This window comes from Cardinium endosymbiont of Oedothorax gibbosus (genome assembly GCF_936981045.1).
Classification (GTDB): Bacteria; Bacteroidota; Bacteroidia; order Cytophagales; family Amoebophilaceae; genus Cardinium.
In genome coordinates, this window is record NZ_OW441264.1 from 583,549 (window position 1) to 609,186 (window position 25,638).

Consider the following 25,638-nt stretch of genomic DNA (forward strand, 5'->3'; position numbering starts at 1 on the left):
AAAAAGCTCCTTTGTGTTTTAAATTTGGAGATAAAAAAATACTAACCAGATTATCTAAAGGAGCCAGTTATGAATGTAGAAAAATTAGTTGAAATATATTATGCTGTTAATGAATTTCTCATAAAGTTTATGCCATATATGGAAAAACAACTGTTAACCAACTCTAAAAGAAAACCCACTAGAACTTGTTCATTAACTTTGAGTGAAATAATGACTGTTCTTATTGCCTTTCATGTGATTGGTTTTAGAAATTTTAAGTCTTATTATATTCATTTACAGAAATTTCATTCTAGTGAATTTGGAAAGTTAGTAAGATACAATAGATTTATAGAACTGATCCAAAGAACGTTAGTTCCCTTGTACTGTTTTACACAAAGTCTTTCTAAAACAAAAACAGGTTGTTATTTTATGGATGCAACAGCCATCAAGGTTTGCCATATCAAAAGAGCCTATACGCACAGGGTTTTTAAATCGATTGCTACTAAAGGTAAAACCAGCATCGGTTGGTTTTTTGGATTAAAGTTGCACTTGATAGTCAATGATTTAGGAGAAATTATGAATTTTCAACTGACCACAGGTAAAACTAATGATAGGCTTCCTGTAGAAAATTTATGTAAACACTTGATGGGTAAAATGTTTGCCGATAAAGGTTACATAAGCAAAGATTTATTTAAAAAACTGATCGAGAAAGGCGTGGAACTCATTACCCAGATCAGAAAAAATATGAAAAATGCTTTTATGCCACTCTGGGATAAACTGATGCTTAGAAAACGATCTATAATTGAAACTATTATAGATCAGCTCAAAAATATTAGCCAGATAGAACATTCCAGGCATAGAAGCATACCTAATTTTCTAGTCAATTTGATAACTGGAATTACAGCTTATGCACTAAAAGAGAAAAAACCTTCTATAACTAATATATATGACTGGTTCACAATACGTCTAATCCCGAACTGAGGTTAATAGAGACCTAAATAAAACTTATATGGCATATGTCTGTACAAATTGTGGGCTTGAATATCCTAAATGGCAAGGGAAGTGTGACGCTTGCAAGGAATGGAATAGGCTCACCGTATTTACTAAAAAAGGTAGCACCAAGCATGGTATAATTGAAAATCAGTCATCTACCAACCGTCCTAAAAGATTAGACGAAATCCAAACGACGACTAGCAAACGCCTGCTATCTGCAGATGCAGAGTTCAATAGAGTACTAGGTGGCGGAATCGTTCCAGGGTCCTTGGTGCTACTAGGCGGTGAGCCTGGTATTGGTAAATCAACCCTTTTGCTCCAGATAGCGCTACAGTTAAAAGAGGGTAAAGTATTATATGTATCTGGAGAAGAAACAGAAAATCAAATCAAAATACGTGCTTCCCGTCTAGGATTGTCCGCTCCAAATTGCTTTTTACTCCAAGCGTGCGCGCTGGTGCAGATCCTTAAACATGCCAATGATTTGGACCCAACCTTATTGGTTATAGATTCTATTCAAACCTTATCTTCTGAAGAAGAGGAAGGTATGGTAGGCAGCATCAATCAGATTAGAGCTTGTACAACACGATTGTTGCATTACGCCAAAAGTTCAGGCGTGGCTATATTTTTAATAGGGCATATCAATAAGGATGGGGCTTTAGCAGGTCCTAAACTATTGGAACATATGGTAGATACGGTATTGCAGTTCGAAGGAGATAAACCATGCTTATATCGAATGGTACGAACGATAAAGAATAGATTTGGTCCTACCTTAGAACTAGGTATATATGAAATGAAAGTGAGTGGACTGCATGGTGTTACAAATCCTTCTTCCATACTGCTTTCCCAGCAAGACTATGCTTTAAGTGGCATAGCGATTGGCTCCTGCTTAGAAGGCACTAGACCCCTAATGCTTGAAATTCAATCCTTGGTAACAGCAACCAGATATGGAAACCCTCAGAGAAATGCTACAGGCTATGACTCCAGACGGTTGAATATGTTACTAGCTGTATTAGAAAAGCGAACGGGTGTGCGCCTACATGACCGTGATGTATTTTTAAATATTACAGGGGGACTTAGGGTAGATGATACCGCATTAGATTTGGCCATCTGTATGGCAGTGATAAGTTCTCTACAGGATAAAGTTATCCCGAATTTTAAATGTTTTATAGCAGAAGTAGGGTTAGGAGGTGAACTTAGGAGCGTACAAAGAATGGAATATAGAATAGCAGAAGCAGAAAAACTGGGATTTAAAGAGGTATTTATAGCGGCTCAGCATCAACAACTTTCTAAATCTTTTGGTATAAAAATTAACTTTATAAGTAATCTAAAAGATTGCATCCGCTCAGATAAATGGTTATAAAGAATGTATATTATGATGCTTTTTGCTGGATCACAAGTAATGTATACCCTACGTTTTGCTTGATAAAGGTATCATATCTATTCAGCAGCATGGCAATGCCACGAAAAAAATACCCCCCTCCTCCCCTTGCAAAAAGTTGAGATCAGAAATCAGGCCCTGCAGCTGATCAGAAAAACAGCATGCTTAAAGCCCGAAAAGCGAGCAAGCTGCAGGGCCTGATTTTAGCAATTTTTTCTAAGGCGTAGTTTTTTATAAAGATAGCTTAAGTAGTCGTCCCTGAAGTATTATTTATCTACTTGTTAATCAACATAAAAAATATTAAAAATCTGTTAAATTTATATTAAAAAATAACCACTTTTTGAGTTGTTTTATATAAAAATCTTGCAAAACAAGGATCAAATTTAAGCAGATATATAATATTTGTAGTAACCTGAGTTATAGATTTATTTGCCTGATTTACAAATGTTTAGTATTACTTAATTCGTTAATATCTATATCTACTAAATAAGTATTTTATCTATAGATCATATATAATATACTGATAATCAAAATAACTTGTTGTTCAATTATTTTATTTAATTATATACAAGATGAGTTATGTAAAATAAATTTTTATTTATACTGATTATCAATATAAAAAATAATATAATTCAGAACTTATAATAATACTTCAGGGACGACTAAGTAGATCTGGACGTAGCCCGTAGGGGAATCGAACCCCTGTTTCCAGGATGAAAACCTGACGTCCTAACCCCTAGACGAACGGGCCATATAAAAAAATAGCTAGCTGATTTACAGCAGCTAGCTATCACTAAAGCCAGGTAAAACAAGGCACTTAAACGTTAGCCCTCCTTACTTCCAGATTACTCGCACAACAAAGAAGCAAAGTTATAACCTATACCGATCGTTGCATGTTGCACATGCGCCTCTTTTAGGTGGTTCACAGTTTTTAATATAGCTTGGTCTTGATTTTTTTCTGTTTTAAATCTATTCATTAACCCGTGGCTATATTTAGCTTCAAGAGAGAGCCCAAAAGGGAACTCATATGCAACAGCACCAGCCAGAGCTATATCATAGCTTGGCTTTGGATCATTCTTAATGTCTTCCTCTTGACTACCTTCTTTACGAGTTGATTTCAATGGAAAGTAAGGATAGGCGCCTAGCATAATTTTTAAAATACCTTGTTCCTCTTCGCGACCAAGTGGATAGGCGCATAGATAAGGTCCAATAGCAATACTATGACTGGTCATACTAGCAGTATTGTTTTTCTCATCTTTGTTCTCTTTCTCTTTTGTCTTTCCTGTGAAAGTAATCTTTTGCATCATATAACCACCCTCTAACCCAACACCGAAAATGTTTGTAAATGCATATTCACCATAGACGTGACCACCAAAAGTGCCATTACTAAAGAAATCACTCTCCGCTTGTTTATTATCAATCTTAGCCTTCTCACTATATCTTACAGCGGAAGAGACGCCTCCGTAACCCTTAACACCAAAACCCCACGGACTCACTTCTGCGTGTGCATTAAATGTAGCGCAAGCTAAAACGCCTGCCATCAAAGTTTTTTTAATTCCTTTCATAATATTATATTAAAAATTGTGTGTGTTATGAACTCCTTGATTATTACTTATTTATAACTTCTATTTATCATGCGCAAATAACCTGACCCCATTACAGGCCAATCCACCCCACTAAATGACTTAATAGCAGCAATATTAAAGCTAATCTTTTAAAAAAGCAAATAAATATTTCATATTCTTTATTTTTTTATTTTTCTTGAAACTGGCTTAAATAATAAGGTGTATAGCTGGCAATATTTTCCCAAAGCTGTTGTTGAAACTTCGCAAAAGCTAAATAGCCTATTTGTATAGCAGAAGGGACTACCTGCTCTATGAAATGGATATTCTGGTGTTCCATAAGGAGTGTTTTACATTTTAGCACACCATCTCCAAAAAAGAGTAAAGGCCCGCCCGGAAGTGCATCTCTATATACCTTACTATCCAATAGCGCCACATGGGTGGAGCGTTTGATCTGGCCTGATTGGTCAGCTATAAGGGTATAAATAGCATTTCGCCTCGCGTCAATGGCCGGACATAATAAGGTATCCCCATTAACAAATGGGCGCATGCCATATGCCATGGCTTCTAGCGTGCCAACCGAAATCAGTGGAATGTCTAATCCATAACACAACCCTTTTCCCACTGCGGTGCCAATCCGTAACCCAGTGAAAGAACCAGGACCGCTAGAGATGGCTATAGCGGCCAACGATTTGCGATCATAATGGCTATTTTTTAATAAATCTTCTATAATGGGCATCAGGTATTCCGAATGGGAACGATCTATTAAAAGTTCGGTATGCGTTATAAGTTTACCGGCGTGATGTAATGCAACGGAACAAGCAGCTGTGGCCGTTTCAATGCTTAAAATAAGGGACATACAGGCACATTTGGCTAAGGATAATAAATCTTACACAATGTATAACCATACAACTGCTCTTGACTTATTTCCATGCTTTGCTATGGGTATGACAAAGAAAACTACTGATCAGATCAAAATACAACATAGGCAAGGTGCCACTCTTTTTAAAAACATATGCATTTGCGTTTAAGAAGTTGATCTTAGTTTTTAATGTAGTCCTTGGAATATATGCTTTTAACTGACGATAAGCCAATGATCTTTTTTCAATTAATCCACCGACTAGTAATGCACAAGAGGTGCGTTCTAAGTGCATAACCTGGATTACAGCCGATAGATAGCTTAAAAAATCATCGGATGTATTATATGTAAAAAGATTACAATAAAGTAATTTTCTTTTGTTATGGACAATTATATAGAAATAGTCCTCTGCCAACCAGACAAATAATTTTGGTTTAGGTAAGCACTCTATCTGGTATCCTTCTATAATTGCATTAGCCTGATGGATAATATGAAAATTACTACCTGTATAACGTTTTCTAAACCAGTCCAATACAGCAGCATTTTCTGAAAAGACAACGGACACTTTTGCTAATGCATGGGTAAAAGAGATGACTTCATCATTTGGATCTACGCCACAAGCCACATGCATATAGGCAAATAAATCCTTTGTACTGAGCAACAAATGCGGCAAAAGCGTAAACTTTTGATTTGAAATAGATAAAGTAACAGAACTCCAATTCTTTTTAATTAGAAAAAAATCTTGATTATAAAATTGCTCCAAACTCCTGATATAGCTTGGGTGGTTTTTATCGAGAGGAAGTGCATATACACCCAGTAATAAGCATTCTTGAGTCGTCCGTTCTATACAACATACTTTAATCAAACCATGGCCTATATGAATGGACAAGTGGTAATTGATACTTTTATCGAAGTTGAATTTGCTTGGATGAATAACAGAAAGAATTTTTTTTGGGAAGACTTCCATAATCAATCTTTATATGAGCTATCGTTACTTACATAAAAATATGTAATGAGGCTCCTGCAAAACCCGTTTACTGCTTTGGTATGGCCTAGTGGTTGAATTTTTGATGTAACTTGTGGTGATATTAACGATCTGGTTGTTGGACACTTACCCTGTTTTACAATGGTTTCCTATCAGTATTGCTATTTTGCTTGCTATAATGGTGCATCCAAAATGTCTACCTATGTAGCTAAATTTTTTACTTCACGTTTACCTAATATAGGGGTTTTTACTTAACTTTAAATAAAATCAAATTACTTAGTTTCTTGTTTGTAGTATGAAAAAAATAGCTACTATTCTTTTAGCATCATCGCTATTATATAAGGTAAGCACATCGGTATTTACAACTGACTCTGCCAATCACCCACCCACTACTATAATCCAAGAAGAAATTTTCATCAATGTGATAAGAGATCTAGAACTACTCAATAGTTGGTTGCTAAATAGCTATTATCGTCAAGAAACTATAGATAGATTACGTTATCAAAACCATCAAAAGATATTGGCATCATATAAGGTGGATCCGCAAGCGTTTAAAGAAAGTGTACAATATTATTTAGAAGATTCTTTGGAAAGGGGACTTAAAGTATATGAACAAGTTTGTTTAGCTTTAGAAGCGCTCTCTATTTAGTTTTTAATTTTTTGATATATGCTCATTTCGATTTATTGAGCGGTTTTCGGCTCGATTTTGACTTGTTTAATAAAAGCGCGTTTATGTTGTATAAGCTTGTGTGCCAGCTCTAAAAGCTTCTTCATACAAGCCATAATTGCCACTTTTTTAGGTTTATACTTACCTACTAGTCTATCATAGACTGTTTTTAAGTATCGAAATCGGGTCTTTTGTTTTAAGTGTATAAATATTTTTTAGGATTTGAGGCCGTTGTGATAGATTTCTATTATAATATTTTTAGGGTTGTTTAGACTGATTTTTGGTATTAAAGTGGTATTAATTTTATTATTTATTGATTTTCATGTACTTTTATTGCATTTTAGACAGACCATTCCCCTAAAGACCTCTTAATATGATATTTGGCGACCTGTATAAGTTATAGGCTATTGCTTCGATAACGTGTTGCGTATGAGTTTTAGCAAGTCCTATGTAGCGAGCTCCTGAGCTTCGGAACCAACTTTTAATACTTCCAAATACACGTTCTACTTTATACCTGGTTTTAGCTACCAATGTATTAAACCGTTTAGCAGTAGGTGATAAAGGATTATTTCTAGTAGCTTTCTTCTGAATAGCTGATTTTAAGGCTTTATTCTTTAATAAGGTTTCATTAGGTGATCCGCTATAGCCCTTATCTGCATATAGCCTACTACCTACTTTTAGCTCTACTTTATCCAATAAGACTTGTAAATGAGCACTATCATGACTAGATGCTTTTGTGGTACTGACTGCTAGGACTAAGCCTTCTTTACTTTCCACAAGGATGTGACGCTTATACCCATAGTAGAGATTATCTCCTTTTTTTGTCCAACTCGCTTCTGGATCTACACCTTTTTGATAACTTTCGGCTACAGTTATAGTGCCATCTTCATGGAGATCATAGCTTTTTTTACCTTTAGGGCGCCTAGGGGTAGGCGTAATAGAGGCATCAACAACTGCACCATGTTGAACTAATACACCATGACTAGATAGTTGATCGTTAATTATTTTCAATAACCTTTCTAGGACCTGCTTCTCCGTAAGCGCAGTCCTAAACCTGCTTAATACGCTATGATCTGGAACAGAACTATCCATGGAAATACGACAAAATCTGCTGAAAGTGATACGATCATTTACTTCTTCTTCTACTTGATAGTCACTCAGAGCATACCATGTTTGAAGCAACAGCATTTTAAATAAAAGAAGCGGGCTATAAGCTGCCTTTCCTGATAAACACAAACCTTTAGGATAATACAAGAAAAGTTCTTTTTCTATTACTTGCCAAGTAATCAACTTATTAAGCTGATCGAAAAAAGTATGCTTACACTTACGTCGACTGGCTGAAATATCTGCAAAACTTAATTGATTATTTGTTTTGATGGCCATAACAATACTATTAAAAAGCTTAAGTTTAAACGATTAAAGAATCAACCTAATTTAACCATTGTATAACACTAAAAGTCACTTTTTATAACAAAGCTTAAAACTCTATTGCAACAACCTCGATTTATGTTTACCTAAATCATAACACTTAAAACAATGAAAAGAAAAGAGACAGTTAAAGATGGGATAAGCAAGGCCATAGATGTACTGATAGAATCAGGTGTAGACCTTTCCAGACTTTTTGATCAAGACGGCTTACTCAAACAATTAAGTAAGCGTCTTGTAGAAAAAGCATTACAGTCAGAAATGGATGACCATTTAGGTTATAATAAGTATGCACGTAGTGATTCAGAGAATGTACGTAATGGATTATGCAGTAAGCAAGTTATTACTGATAATGGCGTTATATCGGTTGAAGTACCCAGAGGTAGAGCATCGACTTTTGAACCTATTTTATTGCCTAAGCGTCAAACAAGAATTTCTGTAAGATCTTATCTTTATATGCTAAAGGTATGAGTCTGTCAGATATTCAGATTCAAATACAGGAATTATATGGCGCAGAAGTAAGTGAAAGCCTGATAAGTAACATCATAGACTCTGTTATTGAAGATGTTAAGATATGGCAAAATCGTCCCTTAGAATCAGTCTATTCTATTGTTTTTTTTGATTGCTTTGTAGTTAAAGTTAGACAAGATAAGCGCATCATCAACAAGGCAGTCTATGTCGCTTTAGGTATAGATAGATCTGGCATAAAGGATGTTTTAGGGCTTTGGATGAGTGAAAATGAAGGGGCTAAATTTTGGTTAGGCAATTTAACAGAACTCAAAAATCGGGGTATGAACGATATGCTCATTGCATGTACAGATAATTTGTCAGGCATGTCTGAGGCCATTTCTGCTGTATACCCAAAAACGGAACATCAGCTCTGTATTGTTCATGCAATTAGGGGTAGTTTGCAGTATGTTTCTTATAAACATAGAAAGGTATTAGTTGCTGATTTAAAACCAATTTATACAGCAGTTACCGAGCAAGAAGCATTGATGGCCTTAGAAAGGAAGTGTTCTATAAACTGTGTCACATCTCCTGTTCATCTCAACGTCTCTTTTAATCTACCGGGAAAAAAGACGTCTATCTGAGATATGGTCAACGCCCAGTTTCGCAGTGGCATAGTCCATTTATCCTCGATCTTCTTTATGGCACAATATACTAATTTATACAAAGCATTTATACTGGTAAACGCTCCTTTTGTCTTGGTAAACTTCCTAATCTGCCTATGCAAGCTTTCTATAGGATTGGTGGTATAAATTAGCCTTCTGACAGGATCTGAATACTTAAAATAACCAGACAAATGTTCCCAATTATTTTGCCAAGATTTGGTAACCATTGGATACTTCCCCCCCTATTTTTCTTCTAATTCCAATAGATAATGCTCAGCAACTTCCTTACTTGAAGCTTGATATATTTGCTTTAAATCAGTTAAAAAACGTTTTACGTCTTTGCTAGCTACATACTTGAGTGAGTTTCGTATCTGATGTACTACACAGACCTGCACTTGTGCATTAGGGAAAACGCTATTTATGGCTGAAGGAAAGCTTTTTAGGCCATCAACACAGGCAATAAGGATATCTTCTACACCTCTTTCCTTAAGCTCGTTAAGTACACCCAACCAGAAGTTAGCCCACTCACTTTCAGACAAATAAAATCCCAATACTTCTTTTTTACCCTCTTGATCTATGCCTAATAAGGTATACATGCATTTGCTTACACATCTGCCATCTTCTTTTACCTTAAAAAATATCCCATCCATGAAAACTATCGGATAAACTGATTGAAGAGGGCGGTTACGCCATTCATTTATTATCGGTAACAAGCTATCTGTAATAGATGATATTTCAGCAGCTGATACTTTATGATCATAGATCTCTTCAACATGAACGGCTATAGATTTATAGCTCATACCACTAGAAAACATGCTTAAGATCTTGCTTTCCAGCTCAGGATGTAGGCTTGTTTGACGCTTTTTAACTATTTGTGGATCGAAACTACCTGTCCTATCCCTAGGAGTTAGCAGATCAAAGGAACCAGAACTTGTACGTAAAGTTTTAGAGCTTTTGCCATTTCTTCTATTATTTTCTGTTGAATCACTAGATAAATGGTGTGCCATTTCACCTTCTAGACTTGCCTCTAGAAGCTTTTTTATCAGAGGCGTTAAAGCACCACCTTTTCCTGTTAAAGGCTTACCTAAACGGATAGAGCACAAAATATTTTCCTACAGAAATTTGTAATCTACTAAACCAACATAGGAATTGTTCTTATTTTCTTCCATGTCTAAAACCTTTAATGTTTATTTAATTAATTTATAACTTTTTATCGCCTTGACACAGTTTATAGAACACTTCCTATACGGCATAAACTTTATGAGAAATTCATCAACAGCATAATATATTTCAACTAATTTTTCTACATTCATAACTGGCTCCTTTGGATAATCTGGTTAGTATTTTTTTATCTCCAAATTTAAAACACAAAGAAGCTTTTTAAAGCTATTTTTTAACAAGCTAATCCCGAACTCAGGTTTATAACGTGAGTTCGGGATTTATTTGACTGATTTACAACAATTTAATATCAATTATTTAGTTAATATTTGCACCTATTTAACAAGTTTTTATATCTAATTTTATAAATATAATATATATAATAAACTGATTACCAGAATTATTTGTTATTCAACTACCTATTTAACTGTCTAATAAAACAAATTTTATAAATTTTCATTGATATTGATTATCAAATGAAAAAATAATCTAATCCCGAACTCACGTTATTAGATTAAATTGTGTACCAATCTGGAATGCGATTTGGGAAAAAAGTTTGGTTGGACTATATTCCGCAATGGCGTCTAGACAACGCCCTAAAGCGTCGTCATTAAACATTTCTGCTGTAATATCAGGCCTAAATAACTTATCTACAAGTTTATTAGATAAGAATTCTGGAAACATATAAAGTCGATCATCCATAAATTCTAGCCCATTGAGTATCATGGCAGTGACCCGCTCTCCCATCTTTACTTTAGCTCCTTTTTCTTGTGAGACTGGAAGGCATTCATCTATTTTTTGGATCAATCCAATTTTATCTATTACACTGGAAATTAATCCTAAATAATCTAGGACTAAGCTGCCTATAATTTGTTCTTCTTTTAACATTCGAATAACGTGAGTTCGGGATTTATTTGACTGATTTACAACAATTTAATATCAATTATTTAGTTAATATTTGCACCTATTTAACAAGTTTTTATATCTAATTTTATAAATATAATATATATAATAAAATGATTATCAGAATTATTTGTTATTCAACTACCTATTTAACTGTCTATAAAACAAATTTTATAAATTTTTATTAATATTGATTATCAAATGAAAAAATAATCTAATCCCGAACTCACGTGAATACATTAGTAAGCTAATGACAGAAAAATTCAATCCAATTAATTTACAAAAGATTAAATTAAAATTTATCTATGATCCTGGTGCGGAATATGAGCACAGGGTGAAGTTTTTCTGTTTTTTCATAACATTGTCATAAAATCAATTGTTAAGGAGCTCCTATAGTAGCCAGTAGCTCCTTTGCCGCAAGGACACTATGGATTTTTCCAGTAATGGTAAGTATTAAGTTTTGCCCCATTCTTTTTAGTTGACAACAAGCGGGGTGTTGTTGCATATAGCGCATGATGTTATTCCACATGTCCAAATTTCTTTTTTGAAAATCAGCGCTTAGGTAGCAGTGTAAACGTTGGCTTTTAAATGAAATTTTTTGAAACCCAATCCGTTCTGATTCCCATCGGAGTTGTACTGTTTCCAATAGGGTTTCTGTAGCAGTAGGTAATGAACCAAACCTGTCTATTAACTCTTCTTTAAAACGTGTGAGTTGGTTGATATTTTTAAGCGCATTGAGCCTGGTGTAAAGCGTCATCCGCTGCGCTGTACTTTGTACATATTCAGATGGTAAAAGCGCTTCACAATCTGTTTCAATAGAACACGCATTGCAGAGCGTTCTAGCTTCAAACAATGTTTTAAAATCGGTATGTTTTACCTCGTCTACAGCCTCCTCTAATATTTTACAATAGGTCTCAAAGCCAATATCCGATATAAATCCACTTTGCGATGCCCCCAGTAGATCACCCACACCACGTATGTCTAAATCTCGCATAGCAAGTTTAAAGCCATCTCCTAATGCTGAACACTCTTCTAATGCAGCCAGTCTTAGCTTGGCTTCTGGCGTAAGGGTTATATTTTCTGGAATCAATAGGTAGCAAAAAGCTTGCACATTGGAGCGTCCCACTCTTCCACGCATTTGATGCAAATCAGAAAGCCCCAAAAGATGGCTATCATTGACAATAATGGTATTCACATTGGGCATATCCATTCCAGATTCTATGATGCTAGTTGCGACCAGTATATCGTAGCGACCTACTATAAACTGCAATATTTTTTCCTCTAGCATAGATCCGGCCATTTGACCATGCGCTACACAGATTCGTGCTGTGGGCAGTAAGTCTGATAGATTTTGTGCGATGGCATTGATATTGCTTACCTTATTGTGCACAAAAAAGACTTGTCCCTCACGAGCGATTTCATCTTCTATGGCTTCTTTAATGAGCTTATCATCAAAGCGATGCAACTTTGTTTGGATAGGCAGTCTATTGGTAGGGGGAGTAGTCAGAATACTTAAATCCCTTGCACCCATCAGGGAAAAATGGAGGGTTCGTGGAATAGGCGTAGCGGTTAAGGTGAGTGTATCTACATTCAAACGCATCTTTTTCAATCTTTCTTTGGCACTTACACCAAATTTCTGTTCTTCATCGATAATCAGCAGACCTAAATCTTTAAACTTAACACCATTGGACAGTAGTTTATGTGTACCAATTAGAATATCCACCTTTCCAGAAGCCGTATCGGCAAGCGTTTGCTCGATTTCTTGTTTGGTTTTAAATCGATTGATATAACTAACATGAATCGGTAAGTTAGCGAGCCTATTGATAAAAGAGTTGTAGTGTTGTAGTGCTAAAATAGTAGTAGGCACTAGTACAGCTGCTTGTTTGCCATGTGCTGCTGCTTTAAAAGCTGCACGAATGGCTATTTCTGTTTTGCCAAATCCCACATCTCCACAAACCAGTCGATCCATGGGGGTAGGGCGTTGCATATCTGCTTTAATAGAGGCAATAGCCATAGCTTGGTCTGGGGTTTCCTCATAACAGAAAGAAGCGGCTAACTTTGCATCTAGTAGCGTATCTTCCCCAAAAGCAAACCCTTTCGTTTTTTTACGTTCTGCATAGAGGGTAATCAGTTCTTTAGCAATGTCTTTGATCTGTTTTTTAATGCTATCTTTTTTACGTTTCCAGGCAGATGTGCCTAAGGTATGCATGCTAGGCGTTGTGCCATCTTTGCTCGTATATTTGCTGATTTTGTATAATTCGTGTACGTTTACGTACACCATGTCGTTGTTTTTATAGATCAGTCGAATGGCTTCTTGCTTTTCGCCATTGATATGTAAGGAATGTAATCCAGAAAATCGGCCAACGCCATGGTCACTATGCACCACATAATCGCCAATTTCTAGTTTTTGACATGCATCGGCAAGTAAGGTTTCCGTCGTGGAATGTCGTTTGGGCAGTTGGTATCTATAGTATCTATTAAAAATTTGATGATCACTATAGCAGACTATTTTAGCTGTATGATCTATGTAACCTTCCCGTAAACTCACCAGCAATGGCGTAAAAGTTGTTTTGCGCACTTGGGCTTCTAAAATGGTAGTCAATCGTGCAAATTGCCCTGTAGCAGTAGCCGTAATATATATATCATAGTTCTGCTGATTTCTTTTGTAGAGATCATCCGCTAGAAAGGTAAAGTTTTGTTGAAAACAAGGCTGTTTTTCAGCATTATATGATATTACGAGGTCGCTATCTGAAACCATAGATGGCTCTGGCCCAAATAGAATTTGATGAAAGGGCACAATGGATGCCATAAAGCTTTGCATAGTCTCTAGAGGACGGGTAGCGGTTGATGCAGTATTTTTCAATTCCTCTAAAATCTTTTTTTTATTTTTTAGCCAAATACAACTGCCTGTTGGTAGGCAAGCTGCAAAGGAGGTATAGACCAACTGTTTTTCAGCTGCTGTTTCGTGATTGGCTAAAATAATTGCCACATTTGTCTTTTTAAAAGACTTTTGGTCTTTAGGGTCGAAAATACGGATGGTGGAAACTTGATCACCCCATAGTTCTATTCGGTAGGGAGAAGGTTGGTTCATCGTATAAACATCAATAATGCCGCCCCGTATGGCAAACTGACCTGCGCTATAGACAAAATCTACTTTTGTAAAGCCTTTTTGCCCAAGCATGTTTTCCAATGTTTGGATCGATAGCGTTTGGCCTACATCTATCCTGTAATGCATAGTGGCAACCAGGGATGGATCCAAGATCTTTTCTAAAAGTGCCGTTATATGGGTGACTACCAATGGAGCAGATTGGTTTTCGCTTATGGCGTGTATGATGGCGGATCGTTTGTATTGAATGGTTTTATACTTATCGTCTTTTTGTGCGAAACTAGGAAAGAGCAGCACAGAATGGGCGGGCAATAGCTGGGTTAAATCTCCATAAATGGCCAATGCTTCTTCTTTGTTTTCCACCACAACAAGCTGTACCTGGTTGCAATTTTGTTGCAGTGCTGCAATCAGTAACGCATCTAAGCTGCCTTGAATGCCTTGTAGGTGAATATTTTTCGGATCCTGTTTTAGGTAGTCTGTAAGCTTGGCTACAACTTCTTTTTTTTGATACAGTGCTATAAAATCGTTGATCTGCAAGATTGGAATAAAGATTAATGAAAATAAAACTGTTGCCGTACATCCTTAAAAAAGGATATAAAATGACCTATAACAGCTATGGTTGAATGATAAAATGGAATCAATTCAACTACGAAGATTACGTCCAACGCAAAGCTACAAATACTTTTTTAAAAAGATAGTGGTAAGCGAATCGCTTTGCTAGGATTTGAGACGCTTTTTACCTACGGCCATACGACTCTTATTTGCTACAGCGTATAGAAAAGTGGTGGTGATGGGTTAGATAAATAATATATTGGACTGAAAAAATCGGACAAAAATATTTTAATTTATTTTCCGTATCGTTTAGGTTTAGAGTCATACAATAAATTAATCAGATGGGTAGAAACAAGATTAGGCATTTTAGTTCGGAAGAAAAAACTAAGATAGTATTCGCTTTACTAAAAGAAGATTTAACGTTATTGGAAGCGTCAATTTTTAGAGAATGCCTCCATAGCCTTTGATCCATCCAAGGTTGTTAGCGTGTATAAAGAGGGAATTAGCACACTTAAGCATCAAAACGAGGCGGTTGCAATAGAGTTTTAAGCTTTGGTATAAAAAGTGACTTTTAGTGTTATACAATGGTTAAATTATGTTACTTCCTTAATCATTTATACTTAAGCTTTTTAATAGTATTGTTATGGTAATTCAAACAAGTGGTCAGTTAAGTTTGGCAGATATTTCAGCGAACAGGCGTAAATGCAAACATACCTTTTTTGATCAAATTAATAAGCTAGTTAATTGGTCATCAGTAGAAAAATTACTCCGCTCATATTACCCTAAAGGCTTACATTTATCAGGAAAGCCAGCGTATAGTCCGCTGATTTTGTTTAAAATGCTCTTGCTTCAGACCTGGTGTGCACTCAGTGACTATCAAGTAGAAGAAGAAGTAAATGATCGTATTACTTTTAGCAGATTTTGTGATATTTCCATGGATAGTTCTGTTCCAGATCATAGTGTATTAAGCAGATTTAGGACTTCCCTTACCGAACAAAAGGCCCTAGAAAAGTTATTGAAAATCATTAATGATCAGCTAGCTGCACATGGAGTACTGGTTCAACATGGTGCAGTTGTTGATGCCTCTATTACCCCCACGCCTAGACGGCCTAAAGGTAAAAAAAGCTATGATCTCCATGAAGATGGCACTATAACTGTAGCCGAAAGTTATCAAAAAGGTGTAGATCCAGAAGCGAGTTGGACAAAAAAAGGAAATAATCTCTACTATGGGTATAAGCGACACGTTCTTGTGGAAAGTAAAGAAGGCTTAGTCCTAGCAGTCAGTACCACAAAAGCATCTAGTCATGATAGTGCTCATTTACACGTCTTATTGGATAAAGTAGAGCTAAAAGCAGGTAGTAGGCTATATGCAGATAAGGGCTACAGCGGCTCACCTAATGAAACCTTATTAAAGGATAAAGCCTTAAAATCAGCTATTCAGAAGAAAGCCACTAGAAATAATCCCTTATCACCTGCGGCTCTGTCCACTTAAGTGTGTAAATTATTTTTTTGGTTTTATTCAATTCTGTTTTCAAATTTAATTAAAAAATGTGCCATAGCCTCGCTCCAGTTATGAATAGAGGTGGTCCATTTTCTAGTCATGTAGTTAATAACGTGAGTTCGGGATTATATTATTTTTTCATTTGATAATCAATATCAATGAAAATTTATAAAATTTGCTTTATAGACAGTTAAATAGGTAGTTGAATAACAAATAATTCTGGTAATCAGTTTATTATATTTATAAAATTAGATATAAAAACTTGTTAAATAGGTGTAAATATTAACTAAATAATTGATATTAAATTGTTGTAAATCAGTCAAATAAATCCCGAACTGACGTATATTAATAACCGATTTCGCAGATACTTAACCCATAGAAGAAAAGGCCTTGGTTGTGGGTGGAAAAGCTATCCCAATAGCAAACTCTATACAATGGGGATGTTGTACATTGGTAGTGGAATGATTAAGTATCCTGAGAAAGTTGTGCAAGGTTTATGAAGAAGACTGTCGGACCGCCGTATTCGGGAAAACTGAACGTACGGTGGGATGAGAAGGGAATGGTCTTTTGTTTTAAGTGTGTAAATATTTTTTAGGATTTATCTTTACCTAAATCATAACACTTAAAACAATGAAAAGAAAAGAGACAGTTAAAGATGGGATAAGCAAGGCCATAGATGTACTGATAGAATCAGGTGTAGACCTTTCCAGACTTTTTGATCAAGACGGCTTACTCAAACAATTAAGTAAGCGTCTTGTAGAAAAAGCATTACAGTCAGAAATGGATGACCATTTAGGTTATAACGTGAGTTCGGGATTAGATTATTTTTTCATTTGATAATCAATATCAATGAAAATTTATAAAATTTGTTTTATTAGACAATTAAATAGGTAGTTGAATAACAAATAATTCTGGTAATCAGTTTATTATGTATGTTATATTTATAAAATTAGATATAAAAACTTGTTAAATAAGTGCAAATATTAACTAAATAATTGATATTAAATTGTTGTAAATCAGTCAAATAAATCCCGAACTCACGTTTATAATAAGTATGCACGTAGTGATTCAGAGAATGTACGTAATGGATTATTCAGTAAGCACGTTATTACTGATAATGGCGTTATATCGGTTGAAGTACCCAGAGATAGAGCATCGACTTTTGAACCTATTTTATTGCCTAATCGTCAAACAAGAATTCCTAGTTTGGATGATAAGATCTTATCTTTATATGCTAAAGGTATGAGTCTGTCAGATATTCAGATTCAAATACAGGAATTATATGGCGCAGAAGTAAGTGAAAGCCTGATAAGTAACATCACAGACTCTGTTATTAAAGATGTTAAGATATGGAAAAATCGTCCCTTAGAATCAGTCTATCCTATTGTTTTTTTTGATTGCTTTGTAGTTAAAGTTAGACAAGATAAGCGCATCATCAACAAGGCAGTCTATGTCGCTTTAGGTATAGATAGATCTGGCATAAAGGATGTTTTAGGGCTTTGGATGAGTGAAAATGAAGGGGCTAAATTTTGGTTAGGCAATTTAACAGAACTCAAAAATCGGGGTATGAACGATATGCTCATTGCATGTACAGATAATTTGTCAGACATGTCTGAGGCCATTGCTGCTGTATACCCAAAAACGGAACATCAGCTCTGTATTGTTCATGCAATTAGGGGTAGTTTGCAGTATGTTTCTTATAAACATAGAAAGGTATTAGTTGCTAATTTAAAACCAATTTATACAACAGTTACCGAGCAAGAAGCATTGATGGCCTTAGAAGCTTTTGCTACTAAGTGGAATCAACAATACCCACAAATAGCCCAATCTTGGTATGCTAACTGGGATAATCTGATGGTATTTTTACAGTACCCTAATGCCATACGTAAGGTCATTTACACAACAAATGTTTGGAATCTGTAAATAGCCAATTTCGTAGAGTTATCAAAAATAAAAGAGTGTTCCCTAACGATCTAGCTGTTTTTAAAACATTATATCTAATTATTAACTACATGACTAGAAAATGGACCACCTCTATTCATAACTGGAGCGAGGCTATGGCACATTTTTTAATTAAATTTGAAAACAGAATTGAATAAAACCAAAAAAATAATTTACACACTTAAGTGGACAGAGCCCATCTGATCAATTTATTGTATGACTTTAAAACTAAACGATACGGAAAATAAATTAAAAGATTTTTGTCCGAATTTTTCAGTCCATTATACTTTGAAAATATGAAAAGCCTTAAAACCAATTTAGATTTAAACCCAGTATACCCTCCTTCTGATACCATCCAAAAAAGAGCATATATTTCATCATTAGATGAATACCTAAAAATGTATAACGCCTCTATTGAGGATCCAGTGCAATTTTGGGAAAACATATCAGCACAATTTTTTTGGAAAAGTAAGCCAGCTGGTCGATTTCTGAGCTATAATTTTGACCTACAAAAAGGGCCCATTTTTGTAAAATGGATGGAAGGTGCCTCAACTAATATTTGTTATAACCTAGTGGATAAACATGTTCAAGATGGGTATGGAAATAAGGTTGCCTACTATTGGGAAGGAAATGAGCCAAGTGAACAAAAACAAATCACCTACCAAGCGTTGCTTCAAGCTATTTGTAAATGTGCAAATGTTTTAAAATCTCTGGGCATAACAAAGGGAGACCGAGTAGCTATCTATATGCCGACCACTATAGAGGCTATAGTAGTAATGTTAAGTTGCGCCCGCATTGGTGCGATCCATACTGTTATCTTTGCAGGCTTTTCAGCAGATGCACTAGCAGAACGCATGATAGCGGCAAAAGCAAAACTCTTGATAACGGCTGATGGAACATTTCGTGGAACAAAATTTATTCCACTTAAGTCGATTGCCACCCAAGCATTGATACAATGTAAAGCAGCTGATCATCCACTCCACCATTGTATTGTTTTTAATAGACTGCAGACTATTAAGCAACCGAGCAATATACCAGATATCCCATGGGACGATTCCATGGATCACTCGTGGGAAGCACTGATCGCATCTGCATCAGATGTATGTGAACCTGAGTGGGTTGATGCTGAGGATCCGCTATTTATACTGTATACAAGCGGTTCGACTGGAAAGCCAAAAGGGGTGGTACATACCGGTGGAGGATACCTGTTATATGCAGCAACTGCATTTAAATATGCATTTGATTATCATCCAGAAGATATATTTTTCTGTTCTGGAGATTTAGGCTGGATTACAGGACATACTTTCAATGTTTACGGCGCACTTGCCTGTAGAAGCACCTCTGTTATATTTGACGGCATTCCAACCTACCCAGATGGAGGTCGCTTCTGGGATTTGATTGACAGATATAAAGTAACGACATTTTATACAGCGCCCACTGCGATTCGAACCCTTATGAAACTTGAATCGTCCTATGTTACAAAACATAACAGAACCTCCCTTCGTATACTTGGTTCAGTTGGTGAGCCTATTGATCCTTCAACCTGGACCTGGTTGTATGAGGTAGTTGGTGCAAAGCGCTGTCCGATCATTGATACCTTTTGGCAGACAGAAACAGGCGCGCCCATAATTTGTCCACTTCCTGGATTTACGCCATTGAAACCTGGATCTGCTACACTCCCTTTTTGGGGTATTGTGCCAACCATCGTTGATGATCATGGCGTTGACATTATAGGTGAAGGAAAAGGACATCTTGTTATCAAAAATCCCTGGCCAGGAATGGCACGGACCATTGATGGGCATCATCAGCGGTTTCAATCCACCTATTTTGAGCCATACAATGGGTACTACTACACAGGCGATAGTGCAAAACGTGATGCAGATGGGTATTTTTGGATAACAGGTAGAACAGATGATATGTTGAATAGATCAGGTCACTTGATATCAACCGCTGAAATTGAGTCTACATTGATGCAACACCCATCAGTGGCAGAAGCGGCTGCTGTCTCTGCATCGCATGCCATAAAAGGCGAATCCATCCATTGTTTTATTGTATTAAAAAACGGATGGTTGTATAATCAAATGATTGATTCTGAGATCAAATCAATCGTTCGAAATAAGCTAGGGGCCTTTGCTGCTCCAGATCTGGTGTACCCTGTACCCGCTCTACCTAAAGTAGGTTCTGGGAAAATAATGCGCCGGCTGCTCAGAAAAATAGTTCGACAAGAAGTGCATTTCGGTGATACCTCCACACTAGTTGATCAAAATATTATTGATTGGCTGCGCATACTTACCCTACATAAGGTTAAGATTTCTTAACTCGCGTATGGGGCAATCCCCGCCTATTTTGTACCTTTATATAGTTTGTATCTGGTGTACGTCTATGCTACGGCTTTGCTATAGGCTATATCGTAACATGATCCTATCAATATGGAACAAAAAACATTTATCTCTACACATGGTTCTGCAGCAAAAAGCCTACCCAAACCGCCTGGCACACACAACCCTCTGTTGCATAGAAAACTATATATAGAAAGCTACGGCTGCCAAATGAATTTTTCGGATAGTGAAATAGTAGCTTCTATCATGGCCCAGCAAGGTTTTGTGTTTACAGACCAGTATCATGAGGCAGATCTCATTCTCATCAACACATGTGCCATTCGGGATAAAGCTGAACAAACTATTCGCAATAGACTATTGGTTTTTAACCAACAAAAGATAAAACAGCCAGATCTTATTGTAGGTATATTGGGTTGTATGGCAGAACGGCTTAAAACACAATTACTAGAAGAGGAAAAAGTTGTTGATTTGATAGCGGGTCCAGATGCCTATAGAGACCTTCCCAGATTAATTAGTCAGGTAGATCAAGGGCATAAGGCAGTCAATACCTTTTTGTCTAAAGAAGAAACCTATGCCGATATTGCCCCTATTCGGTTACATTCAAGTGGTGTAACTGCTTTTATCTCTATTATGAGGGGATGTAATAATATGTGCTCTTTTTGCATTGTGCCTTTTACCCGAGGGCGTGAACGAAGCAGAGATCCCTACTCCATTGTCCAAGAGGCTAAAAAATTGTTTGAAGTAGGCTATAAGGAAATTACCCTTTTAGGACAAAATGTAGATTCTTATAGCTGGAACCCATCTATTTCAACAGCTGCTGGGTCGCAGCATCATACATCCAGTGATCAGGTGATTCACTTCTCCCAATTACTAGCCATGGTGGCCGAGATTGATCCCAATTTAAGGGTTCGTTTTTCTACTTCTCATCCTAAAGATATGACCGATAAGGTATTGTATACGATGAAGGCCTATCATAACATCTGTAAGCACATTCACCTCCCCGTTCAAAGTGGCAACAACCGTATCTTAAAGCTAATGAATCGTACTTATGATCGGGCATGGTATATGGAAAGAATTCATGCTATTAGGAATATTTTAGGTCCATCTTGTTCGATTTCTTCTGATATGATTGCAGGATTTTGCTCTGAAACAGAAGAAGAGCATGCAGATACGCTCTCTCTAATGGATTGTGTGCAATATGATTTTTCTTTTATGTTTTACTATTCCGAGCGGCCGGGTACGTTAGCTGCCAGAAAATATCCAGACGATCTTTCAGAAGCAGTTAAAAAACGTAGATTAAGTGAAATTATAGCCAAGCAACGTGAACATGCCTTGATGCACAATCAAAAAAGCATAAATCAGGTTTATCAAGTGTTAATTGAAAAATGCTCCAAAAAATCAGAAGCATTTTTTCAAGGTAGAACCAGTCAAAATAAGATTGTTGTATTCCCCAAAGGGACCTATAAAATAGGAGATTACGTAGACGTAGAGATTACCAATTGCAATGCAGCGACCCTATTTGGCACTGTGGTATCATAAGCATATGAGCTATGAAAGAAGATCTTCAATATATCAAACAACGGTTTAATATTATTGGAAACGCTCCATTATTAAATAGAGCTATTGAAATAGCGATGCAGGTCGCTTCTACTGATCTATCCGTTTTAATCATAGGTGAAAGTGGTACTGGCAAGGAATCTTTTTCAAAGATTATTCATGCACTGAGTCCCTACCGTCATGGTAGCTTTATAGCTATTAATTGTGGAGCTATTCCAGAAGGTACAATAGATTCTGAACTTTTTGGCCATGAAAAAGGAGCCTTTACGGGTGCCCTAGAAAGCCGAAAGGGATATTTTGAAGAAGCAAATAGTGGCACCATTTTTCTAGATGAGATAGGTGAAATGCCTTTGGGGACACAAACTAGACTTTTACGTGTATTAGAATATGGAGAATATGTAAAAGTAGGTTCCTCTAGCGTACAAAAAACCAAAGTGCGTGTAGTAGCTGCTACGCATGTAGATTTACTCTATGCCATTAAACAAGGCAAATTCCGAGAAGATTTGTATTACAGGCTCAATACAATTCCGATTAACATACCCCCTCTGCGTGAACGTGATGCAGATATTATACAGTTATTTCATAAATTTTCCAGTGATTTTGCTACTAAATACCGCGTTAAGCCTTTAGAAATCAGCCCAGATACAAAAGATATTTTGCGCACCTATCCATTTCCGGGTAACATCCGACAGTTGAAAAATATTGTTGAGCAAATGGCACTGCTTGAAGAGGTGGGTATGGTTACACCAAAGGTAATAGAGAAGTATTTACCGAAAATACAAAGCCATACGTTACCAGTTCTGTATAAGAAATGGAAGGATAATGGACTGCTTGAAAAAGAATATATCTATCCCATCCTCTTTGATGTAAAAAGAGATATTGCAGAATTAAAAGCATTAATGTTTAATTTTATGGAATCCGGCGCTATTAAAAATCCTATTCTAAAAGAACATACTCGCCTTGGAGCCTGCAGTGACCAAGAAAACATATCCAAAAAGATCCACTTTTTAGATACAGCGCAATCTTTTAAAGAGGATAATCTAAATTACATAGGGGCATCCTATACAGGAGAAAATCTTTCTATTGAAGCCCAAGAACAAGCGTTAATTCGTAGATCTCTGCAAAAAAACGATGGAAATCGTAAAAATGCAGCTGATGATTTAGGGATTTCTGAAAGAACGCTCTATCGAAAAATTAAACAATATGAGATTGAAGAATCTGATTTTAAGCAATAGCCTATACTTTTTTTTTAGTTTATTATGGGGTTGTGGTCTTTTTACTTTCTCAGGTGTTTCGCTCTCTCCTAATGTAAAGACCTTTTCTATTCAGTTTTATACAGAAGTTTCAGATGGCCCAACAGATATGCCGGACAAGCTTACTGAAGCACTTGCAACACAAATATTACGCATAACCAACTCTTTAACCAGAGAAGAAAAAGATGGTGACATCCAATATGAAGGCGTAATTAAGTCCTTTTCGTATCGTACAACCTTCAGTACAAAAGATAATGATCAGGATAAGGAGCTTAAAGAAGTACAACGTTTAACCATAACCATAGAAGTTTCTTACTTGAATCCTTCTAATGAAGCGTCTTCATTTAAGAAAAAACAATTTTCGGCTAGCGCAGATATAATGTCTACTGAAGATCAATCAAAAAAAGAACCTGAGTTGATTGAGTTAATTGTTCGTCAACTAGTAGATGATATTTATAATAAATCCATAGATAATTGGTAAGATTCAAATTGTTTTTACCATGCAAGTTCAAAAACTATTAAAATTATTGGCGCAGCCTTCAACGCTTTCTCCAGCAGACGTGCCTGATTTAGAGGAACTTATAAAAAGATACCCCTATTTCTACTTAGCCCATGCGCTCCTTGCTAAGGCAACTTATACACAGGAGAAAGATGTAGAAAAGTATGCGGTTCAAAGGGCTGCTACCTATGCTATTGACCGCACACATTTGCGCGCATGGTTGGAAGACAAACTTTCCTTACCGCCCATTGTTAGAAACGCCAACGCTAAACCTATGCAGGAACCCTCTGCTACCGTTAATAATTATCTGGAAATAATTGCTAAAAAGTCTCTTAAAAAGAGTACGAATGAAAATAGTATCAAACAGTTCTCCGTTATAGACACTATTTTAAATAAAAATTTGCAGTTTGATCCTTGTATGGAAGCAATGCCATCACACGAGGAAGTATCTGTAGATCTTTCCGAACAAGCTACTACTTTAGACGATCGTTTTGCAACTGAAACATTAGCTAGAATAATGATCCAGCAAAAAAAATATAAACGTGCAATTGAAATTTATAGCCATTTAATATCAAAGCATCCTGAAAAAAAATCGTATATTGAGGGGATCATTGCTAATTTAAATAGTAATCTTTAGTTATGTCTATATTCAATCTGCTTACTATATTTATCATTATAGTAGCCATTCTATTGCTTGGTGCTATTTTACTGCAAGAGCCTAAGGAACGGATCACCCCTTCAGGTGGAGGCTCAGCTTCCGTGCAACGCATTGGCATTAATCAAAAGGCAGACTTTTTAGAAAAAGCTACTTGGGTATTGATAGGATTATTGCTCTTTTTAACCCTCTTGTCTTCTATTTTTCTTAAAGATGCACTAGAGTCAAATAGGAGTCCCAATTTGGTTAAAGCTCAGAAGGACCAAGCATCAAACACCACAGCCGTTCCAAGCACTACGGATGATGCAGCTATTACCCAAGAGGATCAGAAACCTGCATCTAATGCAACAAACGCTGCTTCTAAAAACTAACTTTCAAGATAAAAGAGCGTATCAATGTTTGTTAATACAAATGGTTATGTATATGAAAGTAATCAACATAAGGAAGTCTATCCCAGTTTTTTTTGCCTATTTTCTTGTAGCACATCCATCACGCGCTGTTGGATTGACTACGGGGCCATCTTTAGGTATAGCTGGGTTTCATACTAGTTTTGACTTAAAACTGCAACGCCAAAAAATCTCTACGGATAATATGGCATTACAGGTGGGGTGCTTTGCAAAGTTAGATGTTTGGCTTTTATATGCTAGGTTAGATGCCTTGTTTGTATTAGATTGGCGTAAATTACCCAATAAATCGAAGCGACACCATTTTAAATCTATTACCCTACCCTTGACGATTGGTCTACCTCTTTTTGATCTCTTTCGGCCTCATATTGGTCTTGTGTTTCGGCTACCTATTGGTGTAGATGATGCGAGGTTTAAAGGCAACTGCCTTATAAAAAGCTATAAAGAAAAAATCAATGGCTATATATTAGGTTTGGGTATAGATCTAGGCAATATTTTAATGGATGTCTATTGGGAATTTGCGCGATCACCAGTAGCTAGAAAATCTATAAGCGATGCCCTGATAGATGGTCATAAACAGTATAGACCTGGGCAACTTACCTTAAGGGTCGGTTACAACTTACTGGGCTGATATAAGGAAATGACATGATATTCTACTTTTTGCTTGATCAAAAAGCTACTATTTTTTATCCTTATAGCTTAAGCACTAGTTTTCTAGGTACCTATTCAGCAGTCTGGCCATGCTACGAAAAAAATACAAACCCGTCCTTTATAAAAAGTTGCGATGAGAAAGCACACCTTGCAGCTGAT

The 25,638-nt window shown here is 36.3% G+C and carries 20 protein-coding genes, 1 tRNA gene and 4 pseudogenes; 16 read left to right on the forward strand and 9 right to left on the reverse strand.

Features of this window, described 5'->3' with window-relative positions:
- Positions 1–69 precede the first annotated feature (69 nt).
- Together NBW36_RS02695 and radA are read left to right on the forward strand one after the other, a co-directional pair.
- The gene (locus tag NBW36_RS02695; RefSeq protein ID WP_250237555.1) at positions 70–960 is read left to right on the forward strand and encodes an IS982 family transposase; all 891 of its coding nucleotides are present in this window, start codon (positions 70–72) and stop codon (positions 958–960) included.
- 28 nt (positions 961–988) lie between these two features.
- The gene (gene radA / locus NBW36_RS02700) at positions 989–2,332 is read left to right on the forward strand and encodes a DNA repair protein RadA (protein ID WP_250237557.1); all 1,344 of its coding nucleotides are present in this window, start codon (positions 989–991) and stop codon (positions 2,330–2,332) included.
- Between the two features lie 697 nt (positions 2,333–3,029).
- Here the strand turns inward: radA and NBW36_RS02705 are convergent.
- The 4 genes from NBW36_RS02705 to NBW36_RS02720 form a co-directional block, all read right to left on the reverse strand.
- Positions 3,030–3,101: transfer RNA gene (locus NBW36_RS02705), tRNA-Glu, on the reverse strand.
- Between the two features lie 94 nt (positions 3,102–3,195).
- Positions 3,196–3,915, reverse strand: a complete 720-nt coding sequence (locus tag NBW36_RS02710) for a porin family protein (RefSeq protein ID WP_250237559.1) — start codon at positions 3,913–3,915, stop codon at positions 3,196–3,198.
- 187 nt (positions 3,916–4,102) lie between these two features.
- Positions 4,103–4,771, reverse strand: coding sequence for a tRNA (adenosine(37)-N6)-threonylcarbamoyltransferase complex dimerization subunit type 1 TsaB (gene tsaB / locus NBW36_RS02715; RefSeq protein ID WP_250237561.1), 669 nt, complete (start codon positions 4,769–4,771; stop codon positions 4,103–4,105).
- 64 nt (positions 4,772–4,835) lie between these two features.
- Positions 4,836–5,738, reverse strand: a complete 903-nt coding sequence (locus NBW36_RS02720) for a DUF3822 family protein (protein ID WP_250237563.1) — start codon at positions 5,736–5,738, stop codon at positions 4,836–4,838.
- 313 nt (positions 5,739–6,051) lie between these two features.
- On the opposite strand from NBW36_RS02720, the gene NBW36_RS02725 reads away from it, so the two are divergent.
- Complete coding sequence (locus NBW36_RS02725) at positions 6,052–6,405, forward strand: DUF4296 domain-containing protein (RefSeq protein ID WP_250237572.1); 354 nt, start codon at positions 6,052–6,054, stop codon at positions 6,403–6,405.
- 375 nt (positions 6,406–6,780) lie between these two features.
- On the opposite strand, the gene NBW36_RS02730 is transcribed toward NBW36_RS02725, so the two are convergent.
- Complete coding sequence (locus tag NBW36_RS02730) at positions 6,781–7,806, reverse strand: IS5 family transposase (RefSeq protein ID WP_250237574.1); 1,026 nt, start codon at positions 7,804–7,806, stop codon at positions 6,781–6,783.
- 153 nt (positions 7,807–7,959) lie between these two features.
- Between NBW36_RS02730 and NBW36_RS05415 the strand changes: the two genes are divergently transcribed.
- Both NBW36_RS05415 and NBW36_RS05420 read left to right on the forward strand, forming a co-directional pair.
- The gene (locus tag NBW36_RS05415) at positions 7,960–8,319 is read left to right on the forward strand and encodes a transposase (protein ID WP_252393345.1); all 360 of its coding nucleotides are present in this window, start codon (positions 7,960–7,962) and stop codon (positions 8,317–8,319) included.
- Positions 8,316–8,939, forward strand: a complete 624-nt coding sequence (locus NBW36_RS05420) for an IS256 family transposase (protein ID WP_252393346.1) — start codon at positions 8,316–8,318, stop codon at positions 8,937–8,939. Before NBW36_RS05415 ends, NBW36_RS05420 begins: the two co-directional genes overlap by 4 nt.
- On the opposite strand, the pseudogene NBW36_RS02740 reads toward NBW36_RS05420, so the two are convergent.
- The 4 genes and pseudogenes from NBW36_RS02740 to mfd form a co-directional block, all read right to left on the reverse strand.
- Positions 8,891–10,066, reverse strand: a pseudogene (locus NBW36_RS02740) (IS256 family transposase). The gene NBW36_RS05420 and the pseudogene NBW36_RS02740 overlap by 49 nt on opposite strands.
- A gap of 81 nt (positions 10,067–10,147) precedes the next feature.
- Complete coding sequence (locus tag NBW36_RS05465) at positions 10,148–10,273, reverse strand: hypothetical protein (RefSeq protein ID WP_256465563.1); 126 nt, start codon at positions 10,271–10,273, stop codon at positions 10,148–10,150.
- A 352-nt stretch (positions 10,274–10,625) separates the two neighbouring features.
- A pseudogene (locus tag NBW36_RS02745) lies at positions 10,626–11,006 on the reverse strand (DUF4277 domain-containing protein); the annotation flags it as partial.
- 394 nt (positions 11,007–11,400) lie between these two features.
- A complete protein-coding gene (gene mfd, locus NBW36_RS02750; protein WP_250237576.1) occupies positions 11,401–14,664 on the reverse strand; it encodes a transcription-repair coupling factor in 3,264 nt (1,087 codons plus the stop codon).
- A gap of 356 nt (positions 14,665–15,020) precedes the next feature.
- Between mfd and NBW36_RS05470 the strand changes: the two genes are divergently transcribed.
- The 11 genes and pseudogenes from NBW36_RS05470 (at position 15,021) to NBW36_RS02800 (ending at position 25,459) form a co-directional block, all read left to right on the forward strand.
- Entirely contained in the window at positions 15,021–15,146 is a 126-nt protein-coding gene (locus NBW36_RS05470; protein ID WP_256465564.1) for a hypothetical protein, read from the forward strand.
- 176 nt (positions 15,147–15,322) lie between these two features.
- Positions 15,323–16,159, forward strand: a pseudogene (locus tag NBW36_RS02755) (IS5 family transposase); the annotation flags it as partial.
- Positions 16,160–16,810: 651 nt separating this feature from the next.
- A complete protein-coding gene (locus tag NBW36_RS02760) occupies positions 16,811–17,017 on the forward strand; it encodes a transposase (protein WP_250237578.1) in 207 nt (68 codons plus the stop codon).
- Between the two features lie 168 nt (positions 17,018–17,185).
- Positions 17,186–18,279: pseudogene (locus NBW36_RS02765) on the forward strand (IS256 family transposase).
- A 138-nt stretch (positions 18,280–18,417) separates the two neighbouring features.
- The gene (gene acs, locus NBW36_RS02770) at positions 18,418–20,439 is read left to right on the forward strand and encodes an acetate--CoA ligase (RefSeq protein WP_250237580.1); all 2,022 of its coding nucleotides are present in this window, start codon (positions 18,418–18,420) and stop codon (positions 20,437–20,439) included.
- 105 nt (positions 20,440–20,544) lie between these two features.
- Positions 20,545–21,999, forward strand: coding sequence for a tRNA (N6-isopentenyl adenosine(37)-C2)-methylthiotransferase MiaB (gene miaB / locus NBW36_RS02775; protein WP_250239089.1), 1,455 nt, complete (start codon positions 20,545–20,547; stop codon positions 21,997–21,999).
- 11 nt (positions 22,000–22,010) lie between these two features.
- Positions 22,011–23,252, forward strand: coding sequence for a sigma-54 interaction domain-containing protein (locus NBW36_RS02780; RefSeq protein ID WP_250237582.1), 1,242 nt, complete (start codon positions 22,011–22,013; stop codon positions 23,250–23,252).
- On the forward strand, positions 23,227–23,751 hold the full coding sequence (gene lptE, locus NBW36_RS02785; RefSeq protein WP_250237584.1) for an LPS assembly lipoprotein LptE: 525 nt from the start codon (positions 23,227–23,229) through the stop codon (positions 23,749–23,751). Before NBW36_RS02780 ends, lptE begins: the two co-directional genes overlap by 26 nt.
- 19 nt (positions 23,752–23,770) lie before the next feature.
- Positions 23,771–24,406 (forward strand): DUF8458 domain-containing protein, encoded by a 636-nt coding sequence (locus NBW36_RS02790; protein WP_250237586.1) that lies wholly within the window; start codon positions 23,771–23,773, stop codon positions 24,404–24,406.
- A 2-nt stretch (positions 24,407–24,408) separates the two neighbouring features.
- Positions 24,409–24,795: a preprotein translocase subunit SecG gene (gene secG / locus NBW36_RS02795; RefSeq protein WP_250237588.1), complete on the forward strand. Its 387-nt coding sequence runs from the start codon at positions 24,409–24,411 to the stop codon at positions 24,793–24,795.
- Positions 24,767–25,459 (forward strand): hypothetical protein, encoded by a 693-nt coding sequence (locus NBW36_RS02800; RefSeq protein WP_250237590.1) that lies wholly within the window; start codon positions 24,767–24,769, stop codon positions 25,457–25,459. The genes secG and NBW36_RS02800 overlap by 29 nt, the downstream gene beginning before the upstream one ends.
- The last annotated feature ends 179 nt before the right edge of the window (positions 25,460–25,638 follow it).